We start from the raw sequence: 18,450 nt of genomic DNA, 5'->3' as shown, positions 1-18,450 counted from the left end.
CGGTTCCCCGGCGGGTTGCCGAGTTCGCCCCGGCCCGCAGAACCACCCGGGTAGGCTCCGAACCAGACGCTCAGACCCACCGGTTGGTCGACGTAGAAGAAGGGTGCCCCATGCCGATCGCGATCGCCGAAGAACACCTTGCCCTGGCCGATTCGGTCCGCGCACTCGTCGCTCGCATCGCCCCCTCCGAGGTTCTGCACGAAGCCCTGGAAACGCCGCTGCAGAACCCGCCACCGTACTGGCGAGCAGCCGCCGAACAGGGCCTCACCGGGATCCACCTGTCCGAGGAGGTCGGCGGAGCCGGCTACGGAATCGTCGAGCTGGCCATCGTGTTGGCCGAGTTCGGCTACGGCGCGGTGCCTGGCCCGTTCGTCCCGTCGGCGATCGCCAGCGCGCTGATCGCCGCCCACGATCCCGGCTACCCGCTGCTGACCGAACTGGCCGCCGGCGAGACCATCGCCGCCTACGCCATCGACTCCGGGCTGACCGCCACCCGCACCGGTGACGCGCTGGTGATCCGCGGGGAGGTCCGCGCGGTTCCGGCCGCCGGGCAGGCCGCGGTGCTGGTGCTGCCGGTGGCCATCGACAGCGGCGAGGAATGGGTGGTGCTCGACGCCGCCGACCTGGAGATCGTCGAACGCACCAGCATCGACCCGGCGCGCCCGATCGCCGACGTGCGGGCCAACGCGGTCGAGATCGGCGACGAGAAAGTGCTGACCAACCTGTCACGCACCCATGCCCGGGCGCTGATGTCGACCCTGCTGTCCGCCGAGGCGATCGGCGTCGCCCGCTGGTCGACCGACTCCGCGTCGGCCTACGCCAAGATCCGGGAGCAGTTCGGCCGCCCGATCGGGCAGTTCCAGGCCGTCAAGCACAAGTGCGCGGAGATGATCGCCACCACCGAGCGCGCCACCGCCGCGGTGTGGGACGCTGCCCGCGCACTCGACGAACGCGCGGCCGGGGACACCGACACCCACTACGAGTTCGCCGCCGCGGCGGCCGCCACCCTGGCGCCGGTGGCCGCCCAGCACTGCGCCCAGGACTGCATCCAGGTGCACGGCGGCATCGGCTTCACCTGGGAGCACGACACCAACGTCTACTACCGCCGTGCGCTGGCGCTGGTCGCCTGCTTCGGCCGGTCCGACGACTACCCGCAGCAGGTGGTCGACACCGCCACCAGCACCGGAATGCGCGGTATCGACATCGACCTCGATCCGGAGACCGAGCAGCTGCGCGCCGAGATCCGCGCCGAGGTGGCCGCGCTGAAGGCGCTGGCGGGCGGCCCCGAGCGCAACGCCGCGATCGCCGAGGGCGGCTGGGTGCAGCCGCATCTGCCGCGGCCGTGGGGCCGGGCGTCGGGGCCCGTCGAGCAGATCATCATCGCCCAGGAGTTCAGCACCGGCCGGGTGCGCCGGCCGGCCATGGGCATCGCCGCCTGGCTGATCCCGTCGATCGTGGCCTACGGCACCGACGAGCAGAAGCAGCGCTTCCTGCCGCCCACCTTCCGCGGCGAAATGATCTGGTGCCAGCTGTTTTCCGAGCCCGGCGCCGGCTCGGACCTGGCGAGTCTGACCACCAAGGCCACCAAGGTCGACGGCGGCTGGCGGATCACCGGCCAGAAGATCTGGACCACCGGCGCGCAGTTCTCCGCGTGGGGTGCGCTGCTGGCCCGCACCGATGCCAGCGCCCCCAAGCACAACGGGATCACCTACTTCCTGCTGGATATGAAGGCCCCCGGCGTCGAGGTCAAGCCGCTGCGGGAACTGACCGGCAACGCCATGTTCAACACGGTGTTCATCGACGACGTCTTCGTGCCCGACGACATGGTGCTCGGCGAGGTCAACCGCGGCTGGGAGGTCAGCCGCAACACCCTGACCGCCGAGCGCGTCTCGATCGGCAGCAGTGAGCCCGGGTTCCTCGCGACGCTGGATCAGTTCGTCGCGTTCCTCGCCGACGGCGCGTTCGACCAGGTTCAGCAGCACGAGGCCGGCCGGCTGATCGCCGAGGGCCACGCCGCCAAACTGCTGAACCTGCGCTCGACGCTGCTCACCCTGGCCGGCGGCGACGCCATGCCGTCGGCGGCGATCTCCAAGTTGCTGTCCATGCGCACCGGGCAGGGCTACGCCGAGTTCGCGGTGGCGTCCTTCGGCACCGACGGCATCGTCGGCGACCCGGAGTCATTGTCCGGCAAGTGGGTTGACTACCTGATGGGCAGCCGCGCGACGACGATCTACGGCGGCACCTCGGAGGTGCAGCTCAACATCATCGCCGAACGCCTGCTCGGCCTGCCGAGGGATCCGTAACCAATGGACAAGCAGACCTACGACCGGGGACGCGAAATCCGCGCGCGGGTACTCGGCGAAGAGTCCGTGCGCGACGCCACGGCCGGCGGTGACGAGTTCACCAAGCCGTCGCGACGCTGGCCGCAACGGCCGGCCGGCCCGGACTGAGCGCGGCTACTGCGCCCCGTCGGTCGACTCGGGCTTGTCCCCGCCGGGGTGCATCACCGCGTCGATCCGGTCGCCGACGGCATCCACCCCGTCCCCGATCGCCTCGGTGACGGCATCGACCCGGTCCTCGACCAGCTGCTGGATGTTGGCCACCCCGTCCTCCAGGTTGGCCACGCCCTCGCCGATGTCGCGCAGCACCCGCTTGAGGATCTTGCCGGTGGGATTGCGCGGCAACTCGCTGACGAACACCACCTCGCGCGGCACCTTGTAGCGGGCCAGGTTGTCCCGGACGTAGGCCTTGACGGTTTCCTCGTCGATATCGGCACCGTCGGCCTTGACCACGAACGCCTTCAACCGGGCGCCCCACTCCTTGTCGTCGACGCCCAGCGCGGTCGCCTCGACGATCAGCGGATGCCCCGACAGCAGATCCTCCACCTCGGCGGGGAAGACGTTCTCACCGCCGCAGATGATCATCTCGTCGTCGCGACCGCTGACGTAGAGCAGACCGTCGTCATCGAAATAGCCGACGTCGCCCGAGGACATCAACCCGTCGATGATCTGTTTGCCGCCGCCGCCGGTGTAGCCCTCGAAGGGGAACGTGTTGCCGACGAAGATCCGGCCAACCTCGCCGGGCTTGGTGAGCTCGTTGCCGTTGTCGTCGATGATCTTGATCCGCACACCCTTGACCACCGGCCCGACTGTCGAGGGGTTCTTCTGCAGATCCTGCGGGCGGGCGATGGTGGCGAAGGCGATCTCGGTCGAACCGTAGAGGTTGTAGACCACCGGACCCAGGTCCTTCATGGCGCGGGTGGCCAGCTCGGCGCCCAGCTGTGAGCCGGAGACGAAGATGATCCGCAGGCTGGAGGTGTCCGGTTTGGTCTCCAGGCTGTCGCGGTAGTCCAGGATGCGCGACAGCATCACCGGCACCACCACCATCGCGGTGACGCCGTGCGCCTCGATATCGGCCAGCACGGTGGCCGGCTTGAACCGGCGGCGCAGCACCAGGGTGTTGCCCAGCATCATGGCGATGGTGCCGTGCAGGAAGCCCAGCGCGTGGAACATCGGCGCCGGCAGCGAGGTGACCTCCCCACCGCGGAACGGGACGGCCGAAAGGATGCCGCCGATCGGTGCCAGCGACGGCGGGGCGGCGCGGTTGGCGCCCTTGGGGGTGCCGGTGGTGCCACTGGTCAGGATGATGATCTTGGCCTGCTTGGACGACCGCGGCGCCGGCCTGCCGTCGGCGTTGGCCACCAGCTCTGCCAGCGTCTGCGCGGTGCTGCCCGACGGCGTATCGGAGTCCGGGTTGGTGGGCAGCGCCCGGAGCTTGCCCAGTGGCGGGTCGGCCTCGGCGACCGCGGCGGTGTACTCGTCGTCGTGGATGATCAGCTTGGCGCCTTCGCGCTCGGAGACCTCTTTGATCTGCGGGCCGGAGAACTCGCTGTTGAGCAGGATCATCCGGGCACCGACGCGGGCGGCGCCGTACAGCGCCACCAGGAACCAGCGGTGGTTGCGGATCAGCAGCGCCACCCCGTCGCCGTCCTGGACGCCCTTGGCGCGCAGCGCGTTGGCGACGGCGTGGGCGGCTGCGTCGAGTTCGGCGAAGGTCATCTCGCCGTCGTCGTCGATCACCGCGACGCGGTCCGGACTGCGCCGGGCGTTGAGCGCCGGGATCATCCCGATCTCACCCCAGCGGGCCATGTCGGCCAGCAGGTTGGCGAAGGTGAGTGGGTCCATCTTCAGCGCCCCGGCCTCGAACATCTTGCGGGCGTAGTGCAACTCCGCCGAGCCCCGCTCGGCATACTTCGTCACGCCACGTCCCAGAGCACTCGCGCTTTGCCGGGCGAAATCGGTGAGCTTCGACATGGCACCAACAATATGACCGCCCGCGTGGCTTCGCGGGGGATTCTGCAGGCTCACCCACCGGGCTGCGGAACCGATGCCGGCCGGCGGCATTTTCCTGCGCGACCGGCCGGGTGAGGCGCCGTAAGGTGCACTCAGAACCCGTCCCAGGAGAGACACCGATGGCCGAAACCCCCGGCAGCGCACACGACAACACCGCCACCTCCGCACCGCCGCGCAACCTGTCGGTCGACTACTACCGGGTGTCGGGCGTCATGCTCATCGTCTTCGGGCACTGGCTGCTGTCGAGCGTCACCTACAAATCCGGCGAGTTCGGGCTGGAGCAGCCGCTGGTCGACATCCCGTGGACGCAGTGGCTGGTCTGGTTGATGCAGGCGGTGCCGGTGTTCTTCCTGGCCGCCGGCTATGCGAGCGCGGTGTCCTGGGCGCACTGGCGCGACACGCAGAAGATGACGCGGCAGGAGTGGGTGCGGCGCCGGTTGTCCTCCACGCTCGGGCCGACCGGCGCCTATCTGGCCTTCATCTGGACGCTGATGATCGTCGCCAAGCTGGCCGGTGCCCCCGCCGCGGTGCTCACCTACGCCGGCTGGGCCGTGGCCATGCAGCTGTGGTTCCTGGCGGTGTACTCCATCGTCGTCTACCTCACCCCGATCGGTATCGCCGCGCAGCGGCGCTGGGGGTTGTGGGTGCCGGCGGCCCTGGGTCTGTGTGTGGCGCTGGTGGACCTGCTCAGCTACGCCGCTGATGTGCCGTACCTGAACTGGGCGAACTACCTGCTGTGCTGGGGCGCGATGTACACCCTGGGCATCGCCTGGTACGACGGCCGGTTCGACGAGCGGCGTTTTTCCGCGAGGAAGAGGCCGGCCGCAGACAACACCGGCCGGTTCGACGAGCGGCGTTTTTCCGCGAGGAAGAGGCCGGCCGCAGACAACACCGGCCGGTTCTCCGGCCCCGGCCCGATTCCGCTGGTCATGCTCGGGGTGTCGGCGGTGATGCTGGCGGTGCTGATCGGCTACGGCCCGTACCCGGTGTGCATGATCGACATTCCGGGCCAGCACATCCAGAACTCCTCCCCGCCGTCGCTGGCGATGTTCTTCTTCGGCTGCGCGCAGACCGGGATCGCCGTGACGCTGGGCCCGATGGTCACCCGGGCGATGAGCGGGCGGCGGATCCGGGGCGTACTGGCGGTGGCCAACAACAACGTGATGGCGCTCTACCTGTGGCACATGGTTCCGGTCGTGGTGGTCGCCGCGATCGCCTACCCGGCGGGCCTGCTGCCCCAGTTCCCGGAGAACAGCGGTTCCTGGTGGCTGATGCGCGGAGTGTGGGTGATCCTGCTGGCGGTGGTGACGGCCGGGGAGATGCTGGTGCTGTTCAAACTGCGGCGGATCTTCGCCTCGGCGCTGCCGGCGATCCGGGTGGCCGCGTCGGCGCGCTGGACGGACCTGTGCCTGCTCGTGGGTGTGGCGCTGGCCGCCTACGGCATCACCGTGGTCTCCGCGGCCGGGTTCGCCCCGGACGGAGCGATTCCCTGGCACGCGATCGGCGCTTTCGCCGCGGGAGCGGTGCTGGTGGCGATCGAACCGCGGGCCAGGTCTTGACCCACCGATCCCCGGGATGCTAAGCAGGTGCTCAGCATTGTGGCGTGACGTACGCCACGCACCCGAGGAGGATCCCGTTGTCGCTGAGCAGTGTCGCCAGTTCCGTCGTCGAAGCCCTTACCAAGCGCCACGGCACCGGTGAGACCATCACGGTCGTCGATCCCGCCACCGAGGAGCGGATCACCGAGTTCCCCGACGCCGGCCCGGAGGCCGTCAACGCCGCCGTCGCCGCGGCCAAGGCCAGCTACGCGTCCGGGGTGTGGACCGACATCCCGGCGCGGCAGCGCGCCAAGGTGCTCTGGCGCCTCGGCGACCTGATCGACGAGCACGCCGAGGCGTTCGCCGAGCTGGAATCGCTGGACGCCGGCATGCCGCCGGCGCAGGCCAAGATGATCGTCTCCACCTGTGCGGAGTTCTTCCGCTACTACGCCGGCTGGTGCACCAAGATCAACGGCACCGCCTACCAGGTGCAGATGGAGGGCGGCGTCAACAGCACGCACGCCAACTTCCACACCTACACGGTCAAGGAACCCTACGGCGTGGTCGGCCTGATCTACCCGTGGAACGGGCCGCTGTTCAACGCCTGCGCCAAGGTCGCCCCGGCGCTGGCCGCCGGCTGCTCGTCCGTCGTCAAGCCCGCCGAGGAGACCCCGCTGACCGCGGTGCTGCTGGAGCGGCTGATTGCCGAGGCCGGCGTGCCCGAGGGGGTGGCCAACTTCGTCATCGGCTACGGCGCCACCGCCGGCGCGGCGATCACCGCCCACCCCGACGTGGAGAAGGTCGCCTTCACCGGTTCCACCGAGGTCGGCAAGGAGATCATGCGCGGCTCGGCGGACAACCTGAAGAAGGTCACCCTCGAGCTGGGCGGCAAGTCCCCGGTGCTGATCTACGAAGACGCCGACCTGGACATGGCGATCATGATGGCCTCGATGGGCATCTTCGTGCACTCCGGCCAGGGCTGCGTGTGCGGTTCCCGGGTCTTCGTGCAGCGCAGCGTCTACGAGCGGGTGGTGGCCGGTATATCAATGATCGGCGAGAACCTGGTGCTCGGCGGTCCCCGCGACGAGGGCGCGATGATCAGCCCGCTGGTCAGTGCCAAGCAGCTGGACCGGGTGATGGGCTACATCGAGCAGGGCAAGCGCGACGGCGTGGAGATCGTCAGCGGCGGCTACCGGGTGGACCGCAAGGGCTACTTCGTCAAGCCGACCGTGGTGACCAACGTCGACCCGGCCACCTCCCGGCTGTACCGGGAGGAGATCTTCGGGCCGGTCGTCACCATCCTGCCGTTCGACGACGACGACGAGGCCGTCGCGATGGCCAACGACACCAGCTACGGGCTGGCCGCCACCGCGTGGACCACCAACCTGGCCCGCGCGCACAACCTGGGCCGACGGCTCAACGCCGGCATGGTGGGCCTGAACTGCCAGCTGACCTTCGACCACAACGTCCCGTTCGGCGGCTACAAGCAGTCCGGCGTCGGCAAGGAGTTCGGCTACGAGGGCATCGAGGGCTACCTGAAGACCAAGACGGTCTGGGCGGCGCTGTAGACCCGTCGCACCGGCGCGCGTAACCCGGCCCGCGCGCCGGTTCCCGGCTGGCCTCACAGGAACTACGCACCATGAGTCAGAATGGAGCCATGCCGGACCGATCCACCACGCCCGGGCTACGCGAACGCAAGAAAATGCGTACCCGGGAAACCATCCGCCGAGAGGCGTTCCGCCTCTTCGACGCACAGGGTTTCGGCGCAACAACCGTCGAGCAGATCGCCGAGGCTTCCGACATCTCGGCGAGCACCTTCTTCCGCTATTTCCCGAACAAGGCCGCGCTGCTCATCCCCAACCAGCTGCTGAACCCGATCGTCGACACCTTCCTCGCCGCCCCGTCCGAGCTCTCCCCGATCGGGGCATACCGATTCGCCCTCGCGCAGGTCTTCGGCCAGTTCGGCGGCTCGGACTGGAGCGAAGAAGCCGCGCGCCAGGCGTTGATGTACTCGCTGCCCGAGGCCGCCGGCGCGCTGTACCTCGGCTACATCGAAACCATCGAGGTGATCACCGGCGCCCTGGCCACCCGGCTGAGCCAGTCCCCCGACGATCCACGGCTGCGCATCACCGCCGGCGCGATCACCGGGGTGCTGATGCAGAGCCTGCACGGCGCCCCGATGGACCCGGCACCGCTGCTTACCGCGCTCGACTTCCTCGACGCCGGCCTACCACTGACCTGATGACGAGGGAGCACATGTCTACTGTTTTCATCACCGGCGCCGCCGCGGGAATCGGCCGGGCCACCGCGCTGGCGTACGCCGCCAAGGGCTATACCGTCGGCGGCTACGACATTGACACCGTCGGCCTGGAAACCCTGGCTGACGAGATCACCGCAGCCGGCGGCACCGCGTACACCGGCCACCTCGATGTCACCGACTACGACGAAATGTCCGCCCGGATCACCGAATTCACCGCCGCGGCTGCCGGCAGGCTAGACATCTTCATCAACAACGCCGGGGTACTTATCGGCGGCCGGTTCGAGGAGCTCGACGTCACCGCGCAGCACCGGATGATCGACATCAACTGCAAGGGCGTGGTGAACGGCCTGCACGCCGCGTTCCCGGCGCTGCGCGCCACCGGCAACGCCACCGTGGTCAACCTGTGCTCGGCGTCGGCCATCTACGGCCAGCCCGAACTCGCGGTCTACAGCGCCACCAAGTTCTTCGTCCGGGCGATGACCGAGGCGCTGGATCTGGAATGGTCCGAATACGGGATCCGGGTGATCGCCATGTGGCCGCTGTTCGTGCAGACCGCGATGACCGACAACCTGCACACCGGTACCACCGATACCCTCGGCGTCAGCCTCACCGCCACCGATATCGCCGCGGCGATCGTCTCGGCGACCGAACCGTCGCGGCTGCGCAAGCTCCTGCACCAGGTGCACTTCCCGGTCGGCCGGCAGACCGAGGTGCTCTACAACGCCAGCCGGTATTCCCCCGCCTGGCTGTCGCGGCTGGCCAACAAGTACCTCGCCCACATGTAGCCGCGTTCATCCAGAGTCCACGCTGGTGTTTTGTCGGTTCTGACCGGCGTGGTGTCTGGATCAACGCGGCGAGCGAATCGGCGGGTCCCTCACCCTCACGACCGCGCGCCAAATACGCTGGGCAAATGGACGCTTCCTGCACGCGGCGCGGCTTCCTGGCGCTGACCGGCGTGGCCGGACTGGCCCTGGCCGCCGGCTGCTCGTCGGACAAACCCGCCCCCGGAACTCCCGACGGCGGCTCGGTCACCATCACCCACCTGTTCGGCGAGACGACCATCCCGTCGCCACCCCAGCGGGTGGTGACCGCCGGCTACACCGACGCCGATGACGTGCTGGCCGTCGGGATCGTCCCGATCGCCACCACCGAATGGTGGGGTGGCGAGCCGTTCGCCGTCTGGCCGTGGGGCCGGGCCGCCCTCGGGGCCGCCCAACCCGAGGTGCTCAGTCTGGACGACGGGATCGACGTCGCCCGAATCAGCGCGCTCAAGCCCGACCTGATCGTCGCCACCAACGCCGGCCTGGATGCCGACACCTACCAGAAGCTGTCCGCGATCGCTCCGACCGTCCCCCAGCCCGGCCGCGCGGCGTTCTTCAGCCCGTGGAAGGACCGGGCCAAGACCATCGGGACCGCCTGCTTCCAGTCGCCGAAGATGACCGAGCTGATCACCGCCGTCGACAAAAAGTTCACCACCGCCGCCGGCAACAACGCCGAGTTCAAGGGCCGCAAGGCCCTGCTGCTCGGCGGCAACACGTCCTATCGCAACAGCGTCACCGCGACCCTGCCCGGCTGGCGCACCGAGTTCCTGACCCAGCTCGGCTTCACCATCCCCGACGGCCTGTCCGGCTACACCGACGGTGACCGCGCGGTGATCCCGCTGGACAAGATCGCCGGTGTGCTCGACGCGGCCGATGTGCTGATCTGGACCACCGAGAGCGACGACGAACAGGCGCGGCTGCTGGCCGAGCCGGCCATCGCGGGTTTGCGGGCCAGCAGTACCGGTCGCAATGTGTTCACCGGACGGGAACTGTCGGCGGCGATCACCTATTCCAGCGTGCTGTCACTGCCGGTCGTCGCCGATACCCTGCCGCCGCTGCTGGCCAAGGCATTAAACGGGTGAGCTCCACACCGGCAGAAGCCCCGACGCCCGGTTTCGCCCAGGTCGGGTCGCGCTACTACCCGACGCTGGTCGCCGTCTTCACCGCTCTGGTCATCATCTCCAACGTCACCGCCACCAAGTCCGTCGCGCTGGGCCCGATCATCACCGACGGCGGCTTCATCGTGTTCCCGCTGACCTACGTCATCGGCGACGTGCTGTCGGAGGTGTACGGCTTCGCTGCGGCACGCCGCGCCATCCTGCTCGGCTTCGCGATGAATATCCTTGCTGCACTGGCTTTCTGGGTCACCGTGTACCTGCCCGCCTATGCCGACTACCCGAACCAGGAGCATTTCGCGAACGTGGTCGGGTCCTACACCGGGCTGATCGTGGCGGGCCTGGCCGGCTTCCTGGTCGGCCAGACCATCAACGCCTGGGCGGTGGTGGCGATCAAGGAGCGGACCAAGGAGCGCCACCTGTGGGCGCGACTGATCGGCTCGACATTCGCCGGCCAATTCGGCGACACCCTGGTGTTCTGCGCAATCGCCGCGGCGGTGATCGGCATCAGCAGCTTCCACGATTTCGTCGTCTACGCCGCGCTGGGCTGGTTCTACAAGACCGCGGTCGAGGTGTTCATGCTGCCGGTGACCTACCGGGTGATCGCCACCGTCAAACGCCGCGAACCGAGCTACCAGCCGATGCTGTGACGGCCTCCCCCACCGCGTTCGGGGATCGGGCACTGCTGCTGGAATTCCCCGGCACCACCGCGGTTTTGACCGCCGCAGCGGCGCTGCGCACCGCCGCACTGCCCGGCGTCGTCGATATCGTGCCGGGCGCACGCACGGTGCTGCTGGTGCTGGACGGACCGGCCTCCGCGGCCGGGGTGCGCCGGCGCCTTGGCGGGTTGGCACTGCCGGAACCGCCCGAAGCACCTCCGCCACCGGCGGGCACCGAACTCGTGATCGAGGTGAACTACGACGGCGACGATCTCGACGAGGTGGCCGGGCTGACCGGCCTGAGCCGCGCCGAGGTGATTGCCGCGCACACCGGGCGCCCGTGGCGGGTCGGATTCGTAGGATTCGCACCGGGTTTCGGCTATCTGACCAGTGGCGACCCGCGCCTGACGGTACCGCGGCGCGCCACGCCCCGGACCCGAGTGCCGGCCGGGGCCGTGGGGTTGGCCGGCGAGTTCTGCGGTGTCTACCCGCGCGAATCCCCCGGCGGCTGGCAGCTGATCGGCCGCACCGACGCGCGGATGTGGGACATCGAGCGCGATCCGCCCACCCTGCTGCGCCCGGGCGCCTGGGTGCGCTTCCGGGAGATAGTCCCGTGACGTCGCTACTGGTGCTGAGCCCGGGGCCGCTCGCGCTGATCCAGGACCTGGGGCGGCCCGGTCACGCCGATCTGGGCGTCGGGCCGTCCGGACCGGCCGACCGCCGGGCCCACGCGCTGGCCAACCGGCTGCTGGCCAATCCGCCGCAGGCCGCCGGCGTGGAAATCACCCTCGGCGGGTTCGCGGCCCGGGTGTGCGGCGAACCCGGCGATGTTGTCGAGGTCGCCCTCACCGGCGCGCACACGATTTTGCGGGTCGACGGGATCGCGTTCGGCTACAACAGCATTGCCCGCGCCCGGGTTGGACAGGTGATCTCCGTCGACGTGCCGGCCGGCGGCCTGCGTTGCTATCTGGCGGTGCGCGGCGGCATCGACGTGCCGCCGGTGCTCGGCTCGCGCAGCACCGACGTGCTGTCCGGGATCGGCCCCGCGCCGGTGGCCGCCGGGGACCAGCTGCCCGTCGGCCCCCGACCGCCCACCCATCCGCGGGTGACGCTCGCCCCGATACCCGGAGCCGGCCGCTCACCGCTGCGGATGCTGCCCGGACCGCAGCTGGACTGGCTGGCCGACCCCGACGCCCTGGTGACCACCGCCTGGCGGGTGGACATCGCCAGCGACCGGGTCGGGATGCGGCTGACCGGCCCGCCGCTGGTGCACGTCGACCCGACGCGCCAGTTGCCGTCGGCCGGTCTGGTGCGCGGCGCGATCCAGGTGCCACCCAGCGGGCTACCCGTGGTCTTCGGCCCGGACCACCCGGTGACCGGCGGCTATCCGGTGGCCGGGGTCCTGCTGGACGCCGACGCCGACGGCGGCGCCCAACTGCGTCCCGGCGAGCAGGTGCGGCTGCGCTGGGCGTGAAACGCAACCCGACTGATTGGGTCGGTCCCGGTGTCGGTCCGGCTCCGCCGGCACTCGCTCCGCTCGCGCCAACTCCGCCTAACCCTCGCCAAACCGCCCCCTTGAACGTGACGCAGCTCACGTTCGGTTCGCGATGTGACTAACATCGGGAACCGTACTGTGATTTATGACACCTTCAGCCCAAGGAGGTCCTGTTGTCCACCACAACGGAATTGGCCGAACTCAACGAACTCAGCGGTCGCCTGCAGCACACCGTGATGTCCCTGCGCGCCCGCTATGGCGAATCCCCCGCCATGCGCCGGATCGTCCTGGACGCCGAGCGCATCCTCGGTGACCTGAAGCTGTTGGAGCTCGATGCGCACGAGCTGGGGCTCTCCCAGCACATCTCCCGCCCGGTCGGCGAGAAGATCGCGATTCCCGACACCGGCTATGACCGCGATTTCTGGCAGGGAGTCGACGACGAGGGCCTCGGCGGCCAACGCTAACCACCGGCCGAGCATGCCGCGGCCGGCCGGATCCGACGAAGGGAACCGTAGATGAGTGCCCCCACCGCCAACCGGCCCGGCCAGGGCTCCGGCGTGTTCTCGCCCACCCGGGCGGCGATCTCCCAACGCACCCTGCGCACGGATGCGTGGTGGAACTCGCCGATCCGAATCGACTTGGGCTTCGCCGCGTTCATCATCTACGCGACGGTCCGGGCGTTCATGCAGAAGTGGTTCTACGCACCGGAGTACCACTACCTCACCCCGTTCTATTCACCGTGCCTGGTGAAGTACGACGAGGCCACCGGGAGCGGCTGCCCGGCCGGCGCCGCGCATTTCGGCACCTTCCTGCCCGACGTGTGGTGGCTGCCGTATGCGGCACTGTCGCTGCCGTTCCTACTGCTGTTCCGGTTGACCTGCTACTACTACCGCGGCGCCTACTACCGCACGGTGTGGCAGTCCCCGACGGCCTGCGCGGTGCCCGAACCGCGGGCGGCCTACACCGGCGAGACGAAACTGCCGCTGATCATCCAGAACTCCCACCGGTACTTCTTCTACGTCGCGGTGCTGATCTCACTGATCAACAGCTACGACGCGATCGTGGCGTTCCACGGCCCGAACGGATTCCGGTTCGGTTTGGGCAACGTCGTCCTGCTGGGCAACGTCATCATGCTGTGGGTCTACACGGTGTCGTGCCACTCGTGCCGGCACGTCACCGGAGGCCGGCTCAAGCACTTCTCCAAACACCCGATCCGGTACTGGATCTGGACCCAGGTCTCCCGGCTCAACACCCGGCACAAGCAGTACGCCTGGATCACGCTGGGCACCCTGATGCTGACCGACTTCTACGTCATGGCGCTGGCCGCCAACTGGTTCCCGGACCCGACGTTCATCGGCTGAGCCAATTTTTTTCTGATTCCGAAGGTGGATTTGAGTGACCGATCTGGAACGGCATTCCTACGACGTCCTGGTGATCGGCGCCGGCGGCGCCGGTCTGCGGGCGGTGATCGAGGCCCGCGAGCACGGCCTGCGGGTCGCGGTGATCTGCAAGTCGCTGTTCGGCAAGGCGCACACGGTGATGGCCGAGGGCGGCTGCGCGGCGGCCATGCGCAACGTCAACACCAAGGACTCCTGGCAGGTGCACTTCGGTGACACCATGCGCGGCGGGAAGTTCCTGAACAATTGGCGGATGGCCGAGCTGCACGCCAAGGAGGCCCCCGACCGGGTGTGGGAACTGGAAAGCTACGGAGCGCTTTTCGACCGCACCCCGGACGGCCGGATCAATCAGCGCAACTTCGGCGGGCACACCTATCCGCGGCTGGCGCACGTCGGTGACCGCACCGGACTGGAGATCATCCGCACCCTGCAGCAGAAGATCGTCTCGCTGCAGCAGGAGGACTACGCCGAGTACGGCGACTACGAGGCCCGGATCAAGGTGTTCCACGAAACCACGATCACCGAACTGCTGACCGACGACGGGAAGATCGCCGGGGCGTTCGGCTACTACCGGGAGACCGGACAGTTCGTGCTGTTCGAGGCGCCGGCGGTGGTGCTGGCCACCGGCGGTATCGGAAAGTCGTTCAAGGTGTCGTCGAACTCCTGGGAGTACACCGGCGACGGGCACGCGCTGGCGCTGCGCGCCGGGTCCTCGCTGATCAACATGGAGTTCATCCAGTTCCATCCGACCGGCATGGTCTGGCCGCTGTCGGTCAAGGGCATCCTGGTCACCGAGGGTGTGCGCGGTGACGGCGGGGTGCTGAAGAACTCCGACGGTAAGCGGTTCATGTTCAACTACATCCCGGCGGTGTTCGCCGGACAGTACGCCGAGACCGAGGAAGAGGCCGACCAGTGGCTGGTCGACAACGATTCCGCGCGCCGCACCCCCGACCTGCTGCCCCGCGACGAGGTGGCCCGCGCGATCAACTCCGAGGTCAAGGCGGGACGCGGCACACCACACGGCGGGGTGTACCTGGACATCGCGTCGCGGATGACGCCCGAGGAGATCAAGCGGCGGTTGCCGTCGATGTATCACCAGTTCCTGGAACTGGCCGAGGTCGACATCACCCGGGACGAGATGGAGGTCGGGCCGACCTGTCACTACGTGATGGGTGGTATCGAGGTCGATCCGGACACCGGCGGGGCGTCGACGCCGGGGCTGTTCGCCGCCGGCGAGTGCTCCGGCGGCATGCACGGTTCCAACCGGCTCGGCGGCAACTCGCTGTCGGACCTGCTGGTGTTCGGCCGCCGGGCCGGCCTGGGCGCCGCTGAATACGTTGCGGCACTGGACAACCGTCCCGCGGTGAGCGCGGCAGCGGTCGAATCGGCCACTGCCGGTGCGCTTTCCCCGTTCGAGGCGCACGAGGACCCGGAGAACCCCTACGACCTGCATCACGAACTGCAGCAGTCGATGAACGACCTGGTCGGCATCATCCGCCGGCACGACGAGATCGAGGCGGCGCTGGCCAAACTCGACGAGCTGCGCCGTCGCATCCACAACGTGACGGTCACCGGCGGCCGCGTGTTCAACCCGGGCTGGCATCTGGCCATCGATCTGCGCAACATGCTGCTGGTCAGCGAATGCGTGGCCAAGGCCGCTCTGGCCCGCACCGAAAGCCGCGGCGGTCACACCCGCGACGACTATCCCGACATGGACGCCGACTGGCGCAACACGTTGCTGGTGTGCCGCACCGACGGGGGCGACCCGCTGGTGCCCGACGTCGTCGTCACCCCCGAGACACAGGTGCCGATGCGGCCCGACCTGCTGGCGACCTTCGAACTCGGCGAGCTGAAGAAGTACTACACCGAGACCGAACTCGCCGGCCATCCGGAACGGAGTAACTGACGATGGGCACCTACGACGCGAAACTCCGGGTCTGGCGCGGCGACGACGACGGCGGCGAGCTGCAGGACTACGCCGTCGAAGTCAACGAGGGCGAGGTGGTGCTCGACATCGTGCACCGGCTGCAGGCCACCCAGGCGCCGGATCTGGCTGTCCGGTGGAACTGCAAGGCCGGCAAGTGCGGATCGTGTTCGGCGGAGATCAACGGCAAGCCGAAACTGATGTGCATGACCCGGATGTCGAGCTTCGATCCGGCCGACACGGTGACCATCACCCCGCTGCGCACCTTCCCGATCATGCGCGACCTGGTCACCGACGTGTCGTTCAACTACGAAAAGGCGCGCCAGATCCCGTCGTTCACGCCACCGAAGGGCCTCAAGCCCGGCGAGTATCGGATGGCGCAGGTCGACGTGGAGCGCAGCCAGGAATTCCGCAAGTGCATCGAATGCTTCCTGTGCCAGGACGTTTGTCACGTGGTCCGCGACCACGAAGAGAACAAGGCGAACTTCGCCGGGCCGCGGTTCCACATGCGCATCGCCGAGCTAGATATGCACCCGCTCGACGTCGTGGACCGCAGGGAGATGGCGCAGGACACCTTCGGGCTCGGCTACTGCAATATCACCAAGTGCTGCACCGAGGTGTGCCCGGAGCACATCAAAATCACCGACAACGCGCTGATCCCGATGAAGGAGCGCGTCGCCGACCGCAAGTACGACCCGATCGTCTGGCTGGGAAACAAGTTATTCCGCCGAGATCAGACCTGACAGGCGTCAAATCCTGCCGGCGGGGCCGCTGCGGCCGTCTCCGAACCGGTGGCTGACCTGCGCGTTCCTCACACAGCCAACCGGTGGGTCGAATGCATCACAGAACTTGCGTTTGCCATCACCGTGAGTATAGTTATGGGTTACTGGTGGGTAACTTGTTCGGAACCCAACCAAGAAAATCCAAACTTCAGCGGCAGTCTCAATGAGGAGGACAACCGTGGGTCACTACAAGTCCAACGTACGCGACCAGGAATTCAACCTGTTCGAGGTTCTGGGCATCGACAAGGCACTCGGCCAGGGCTCGTTTGCCGACATCGACGTCGACACCGCCCGCGAAATGCTCTCGGAGATGGCGCGTCTGGCCGAGGGCCCGATCGCCGATTCCTTCGAGGACGGCGACCGCAACCCGCCGGTCTTCGACCCCGACGCCCACACCGTCACCCTGCCCGAGCCTTTCAAGGCCTCGGTGCGCGCCTGCATCGAGGGTGGCTGGAACAAGGTGAGCCTGCGTGAGGAGCTCGGCGGCATGCCCGCGCCGCGGGCCCTGCTGTGGGCCCTCAACGAGCACATCCTGGGCGCCAACCCGGCCGTCTGGATGTACGCCGGCGGCGCCGCGTTCGCGCAGATCTTCTACGAGAACGCCACCGAAGAGCAGAAGAAGTGGGCCGTCATCGCCTCCGAGCGCGACTGGGGCGCCACCATGGTGCTCACCGAGCCCGACGCCGGGTCCGACGTGGGCGCCGGCCGCACCAAGGCGATCCAGCAGCCCGACGGCTCCTGGCACATCGACGGCGTGAAGCGGTTCATCACCTCCGCCGACTCCGATGACCTGTTCGAGAACATCTTCCACCTGGTGCTGGCCCGCCCCGAGGGCGCCGGACCGGGCACCAAGGGCCTGTCCCTGTTCTTCGTGCCGAAGTTCCTGTTCGACTTCGAGACCGGCGAGCTGGGCGAGCGCAACGGCGTCTTCGTCACCAACGTCGAGCACAAGATGGGCCTGAAGGTTTCGGCCACCTGTGAGCTGACCTTCGGCCAGCACGGGATTCCCGCCAAGGGCTGGCTGGTCGGGGAGGTGCACTCCGGCATCGCGCAGATGTTCGACGTCATCGAGCAGGCCCGGATGATGGTGGGCACCAAGGCCATCGCCACCCTGTCCACCGGTTACCTCAACGCTCTCGAGTACGCCAAGGAGCGCGTGCAGGGTGCCGATCTGACCCAGATGATGGACAAGACCGCCCCGCGCGTCACCATCACCCACCACCCGGATGTCCGGCGCAGCCTGCTGACCCAGAAGGCCTACGCCGAGGGCATGCGCGCGGTCTACCTCTACACCGCGTCCTTCCAGGACGAAGAGGTCGCCAAGGCCGTCCACGGCATCGACGCCGACCTGGCGTTCAAGGTCAACGACCTGCTGCTGCCGATCGTCAAGGGCTGCGGCTCCGAGCGGGCGTTCGTGCTGCTGGGCCAGGAATCGCTGCAGACCTTCGGCGGTTCGGGCTTCCTGCAGGACTACCCGATCGAGCAGTACGTGCGCGACTCGAAGATCGACTCCCTGTATGAGGGCACCACCGCCATCCAGGCGCAGGACTTCTTCTTCCGCAAGATCATCCGGGACAAGGGTCAGGCGCTGGCGTACGTGGCCGGCCAGATCGAGGAGTTCATCAAGAACGACACCGGCAACGGGCGACTCAAGGCCGAGCGCACCCTGCTGGCCAACGCGCTGACCGACGTGCAGGGCATGGCCGCCGCGCTGACCGGTTACCTGATGGCCGCCCAGGAGGACGCCCCCAGCGTCTACAAGGTCGGCACCGGTTCCGTGCGGTTCCTGATGGCCGTCGGCGACCTGCTGATCGGCTGGCTGCTGGCCCGCCAGGCCGCCGTCGCGATCGAGAAGCTCGACGCCGGCGCCACCGGCGCGGACAAGCTGTTCTACGAGGGCAAGATCGCCGCCGCGTCGTTCTTCGCCAAGAACATGCTCCCGCAGCTGTCGGCCACCCGCACCATCATCGAGAACCTCGACAACGACCTGATGGAGCTCGACGAAGCCGCCTTCTAAAGGCTGCTGAATCTCTGACGCGAGACCCCCGCCGCCGGCGGGGGTCTCGTCGTCTTCGGGGCCTGGCCTCGCACCAAATGAATCGATCGA

The 18,450-nt window shown here is 68.3% G+C and carries 16 protein-coding genes; 15 read left to right on the top strand and 1 reads right to left on the bottom strand.

Features of this window, described 5'->3' with window-relative positions:
• Nucleotides 1–110: 110 nt before the first annotated feature.
• Both G6N16_RS04285 and G6N16_RS04280 read left to right on the top strand, forming a co-directional pair.
• Nucleotides 111–2,303, top strand: a complete 2,193-nt coding sequence (locus G6N16_RS04285) for an acyl-CoA dehydrogenase family protein (protein WP_083030553.1) — start codon at nucleotides 111–113, stop codon at nucleotides 2,301–2,303.
• A 3-nt stretch (nucleotides 2,304–2,306) separates the two neighbouring features.
• Nucleotides 2,307–2,450 (top strand): hypothetical protein, encoded by a 144-nt coding sequence (locus G6N16_RS04280; protein WP_179961177.1) that lies wholly within the window; start codon nucleotides 2,307–2,309, stop codon nucleotides 2,448–2,450.
• A 6-nt stretch (nucleotides 2,451–2,456) separates the two neighbouring features.
• Here the strand turns inward: G6N16_RS04280 and fadD2 are convergent, their stop codons facing one another.
• Complete coding sequence (fadD2, locus tag G6N16_RS04275) at nucleotides 2,457–4,313, bottom strand: long-chain-fatty-acid--CoA ligase FadD2 (protein ID WP_083030554.1); 1,857 nt, start codon at nucleotides 4,311–4,313, stop codon at nucleotides 2,457–2,459.
• A 158-nt stretch (nucleotides 4,314–4,471) separates the two neighbouring features.
• Here fadD2 and G6N16_RS04270 point away from each other — a divergent pair, with 158 nt between their 5' ends.
• The 13 genes from G6N16_RS04270 to G6N16_RS04210 all read left to right on the top strand — a co-directional run bounded on the left by G6N16_RS04270 (nucleotide 4,472) and on the right by G6N16_RS04210 (nucleotide 18,360).
• Nucleotides 4,472–5,911: an acyltransferase family protein gene (locus tag G6N16_RS04270; RefSeq protein WP_083030555.1), complete on the top strand. Its 1,440-nt coding sequence runs from the start codon at nucleotides 4,472–4,474 to the stop codon at nucleotides 5,909–5,911.
• Between the two features lie 83 nt (nucleotides 5,912–5,994).
• Nucleotides 5,995–7,458: an aldehyde dehydrogenase family protein gene (locus G6N16_RS04265; RefSeq protein ID WP_083030576.1), complete on the top strand. Its 1,464-nt coding sequence runs from the start codon at nucleotides 5,995–5,997 to the stop codon at nucleotides 7,456–7,458.
• Nucleotides 7,459–7,547: 89 nt separating this feature from the next.
• Nucleotides 7,548–8,132: a TetR family transcriptional regulator gene (locus tag G6N16_RS04260; RefSeq protein ID WP_083030556.1), complete on the top strand. Its 585-nt coding sequence runs from the start codon at nucleotides 7,548–7,550 to the stop codon at nucleotides 8,130–8,132.
• Between the two features lie 14 nt (nucleotides 8,133–8,146).
• Complete coding sequence (locus G6N16_RS04255; protein WP_234805825.1) at nucleotides 8,147–8,935, top strand: SDR family oxidoreductase; 789 nt, start codon at nucleotides 8,147–8,149, stop codon at nucleotides 8,933–8,935.
• A gap of 125 nt (nucleotides 8,936–9,060) precedes the next feature.
• Nucleotides 9,061–10,053 (top strand): ABC transporter substrate-binding protein, encoded by a 993-nt coding sequence (locus G6N16_RS04250; protein WP_083030558.1) that lies wholly within the window; start codon nucleotides 9,061–9,063, stop codon nucleotides 10,051–10,053.
• Nucleotides 10,041–10,736: a queuosine precursor transporter gene (locus G6N16_RS04245; RefSeq protein ID WP_407663678.1), complete on the top strand. Its 696-nt coding sequence runs from the start codon at nucleotides 10,041–10,043 to the stop codon at nucleotides 10,734–10,736. The genes G6N16_RS04250 and G6N16_RS04245 overlap by 13 nt, the downstream gene beginning before the upstream one ends.
• Entirely contained in the window at nucleotides 10,733–11,362 is a 630-nt protein-coding gene (locus G6N16_RS04240) for a 5-oxoprolinase subunit B family protein (RefSeq protein WP_083030560.1), read from the top strand. Before G6N16_RS04245 ends, G6N16_RS04240 begins: the two co-directional genes overlap by 4 nt.
• Nucleotides 11,359–12,219, top strand: coding sequence for a 5-oxoprolinase subunit C family protein (locus G6N16_RS04235; protein ID WP_083030561.1), 861 nt, complete (start codon nucleotides 11,359–11,361; stop codon nucleotides 12,217–12,219). Before G6N16_RS04240 ends, G6N16_RS04235 begins: the two co-directional genes overlap by 4 nt.
• A gap of 194 nt (nucleotides 12,220–12,413) precedes the next feature.
• Nucleotides 12,414–12,704: an Rv0250c family protein gene (locus G6N16_RS04230; protein WP_083030562.1), complete on the top strand. Its 291-nt coding sequence runs from the start codon at nucleotides 12,414–12,416 to the stop codon at nucleotides 12,702–12,704.
• A 51-nt stretch (nucleotides 12,705–12,755) separates the two neighbouring features.
• A complete protein-coding gene (locus G6N16_RS04225) occupies nucleotides 12,756–13,601 on the top strand; it encodes a succinate dehydrogenase subunit SdhC (protein WP_083030563.1) in 846 nt (281 codons plus the stop codon).
• A gap of 34 nt (nucleotides 13,602–13,635) precedes the next feature.
• On the top strand, nucleotides 13,636–15,543 hold the full coding sequence (locus G6N16_RS04220) for a fumarate reductase/succinate dehydrogenase flavoprotein subunit (RefSeq protein ID WP_083030564.1): 1,908 nt from the start codon (nucleotides 13,636–13,638) through the stop codon (nucleotides 15,541–15,543).
• A gap of 2 nt (nucleotides 15,544–15,545) precedes the next feature.
• Nucleotides 15,546–16,304, top strand: coding sequence for a succinate dehydrogenase/fumarate reductase iron-sulfur subunit (locus G6N16_RS04215; RefSeq protein ID WP_083030565.1), 759 nt, complete (start codon nucleotides 15,546–15,548; stop codon nucleotides 16,302–16,304).
• A gap of 217 nt (nucleotides 16,305–16,521) precedes the next feature.
• Nucleotides 16,522–18,360: an acyl-CoA dehydrogenase gene (locus G6N16_RS04210; protein ID WP_083030566.1), complete on the top strand. Its 1,839-nt coding sequence runs from the start codon at nucleotides 16,522–16,524 to the stop codon at nucleotides 18,358–18,360.
• Nucleotides 18,361–18,450 lie beyond the last annotated feature (90 nt).

It is taken from the genome of Mycolicibacterium insubricum, from assembly GCF_010731615.1.
Lineage (GTDB): Bacteria > Actinomycetota > Actinomycetes > Mycobacteriales > Mycobacteriaceae > Mycobacterium > Mycobacterium insubricum.
Note: the sequence above shows the minus strand (reverse complement) of the source record. Positions and strands in the feature narration are given on the sequence as shown.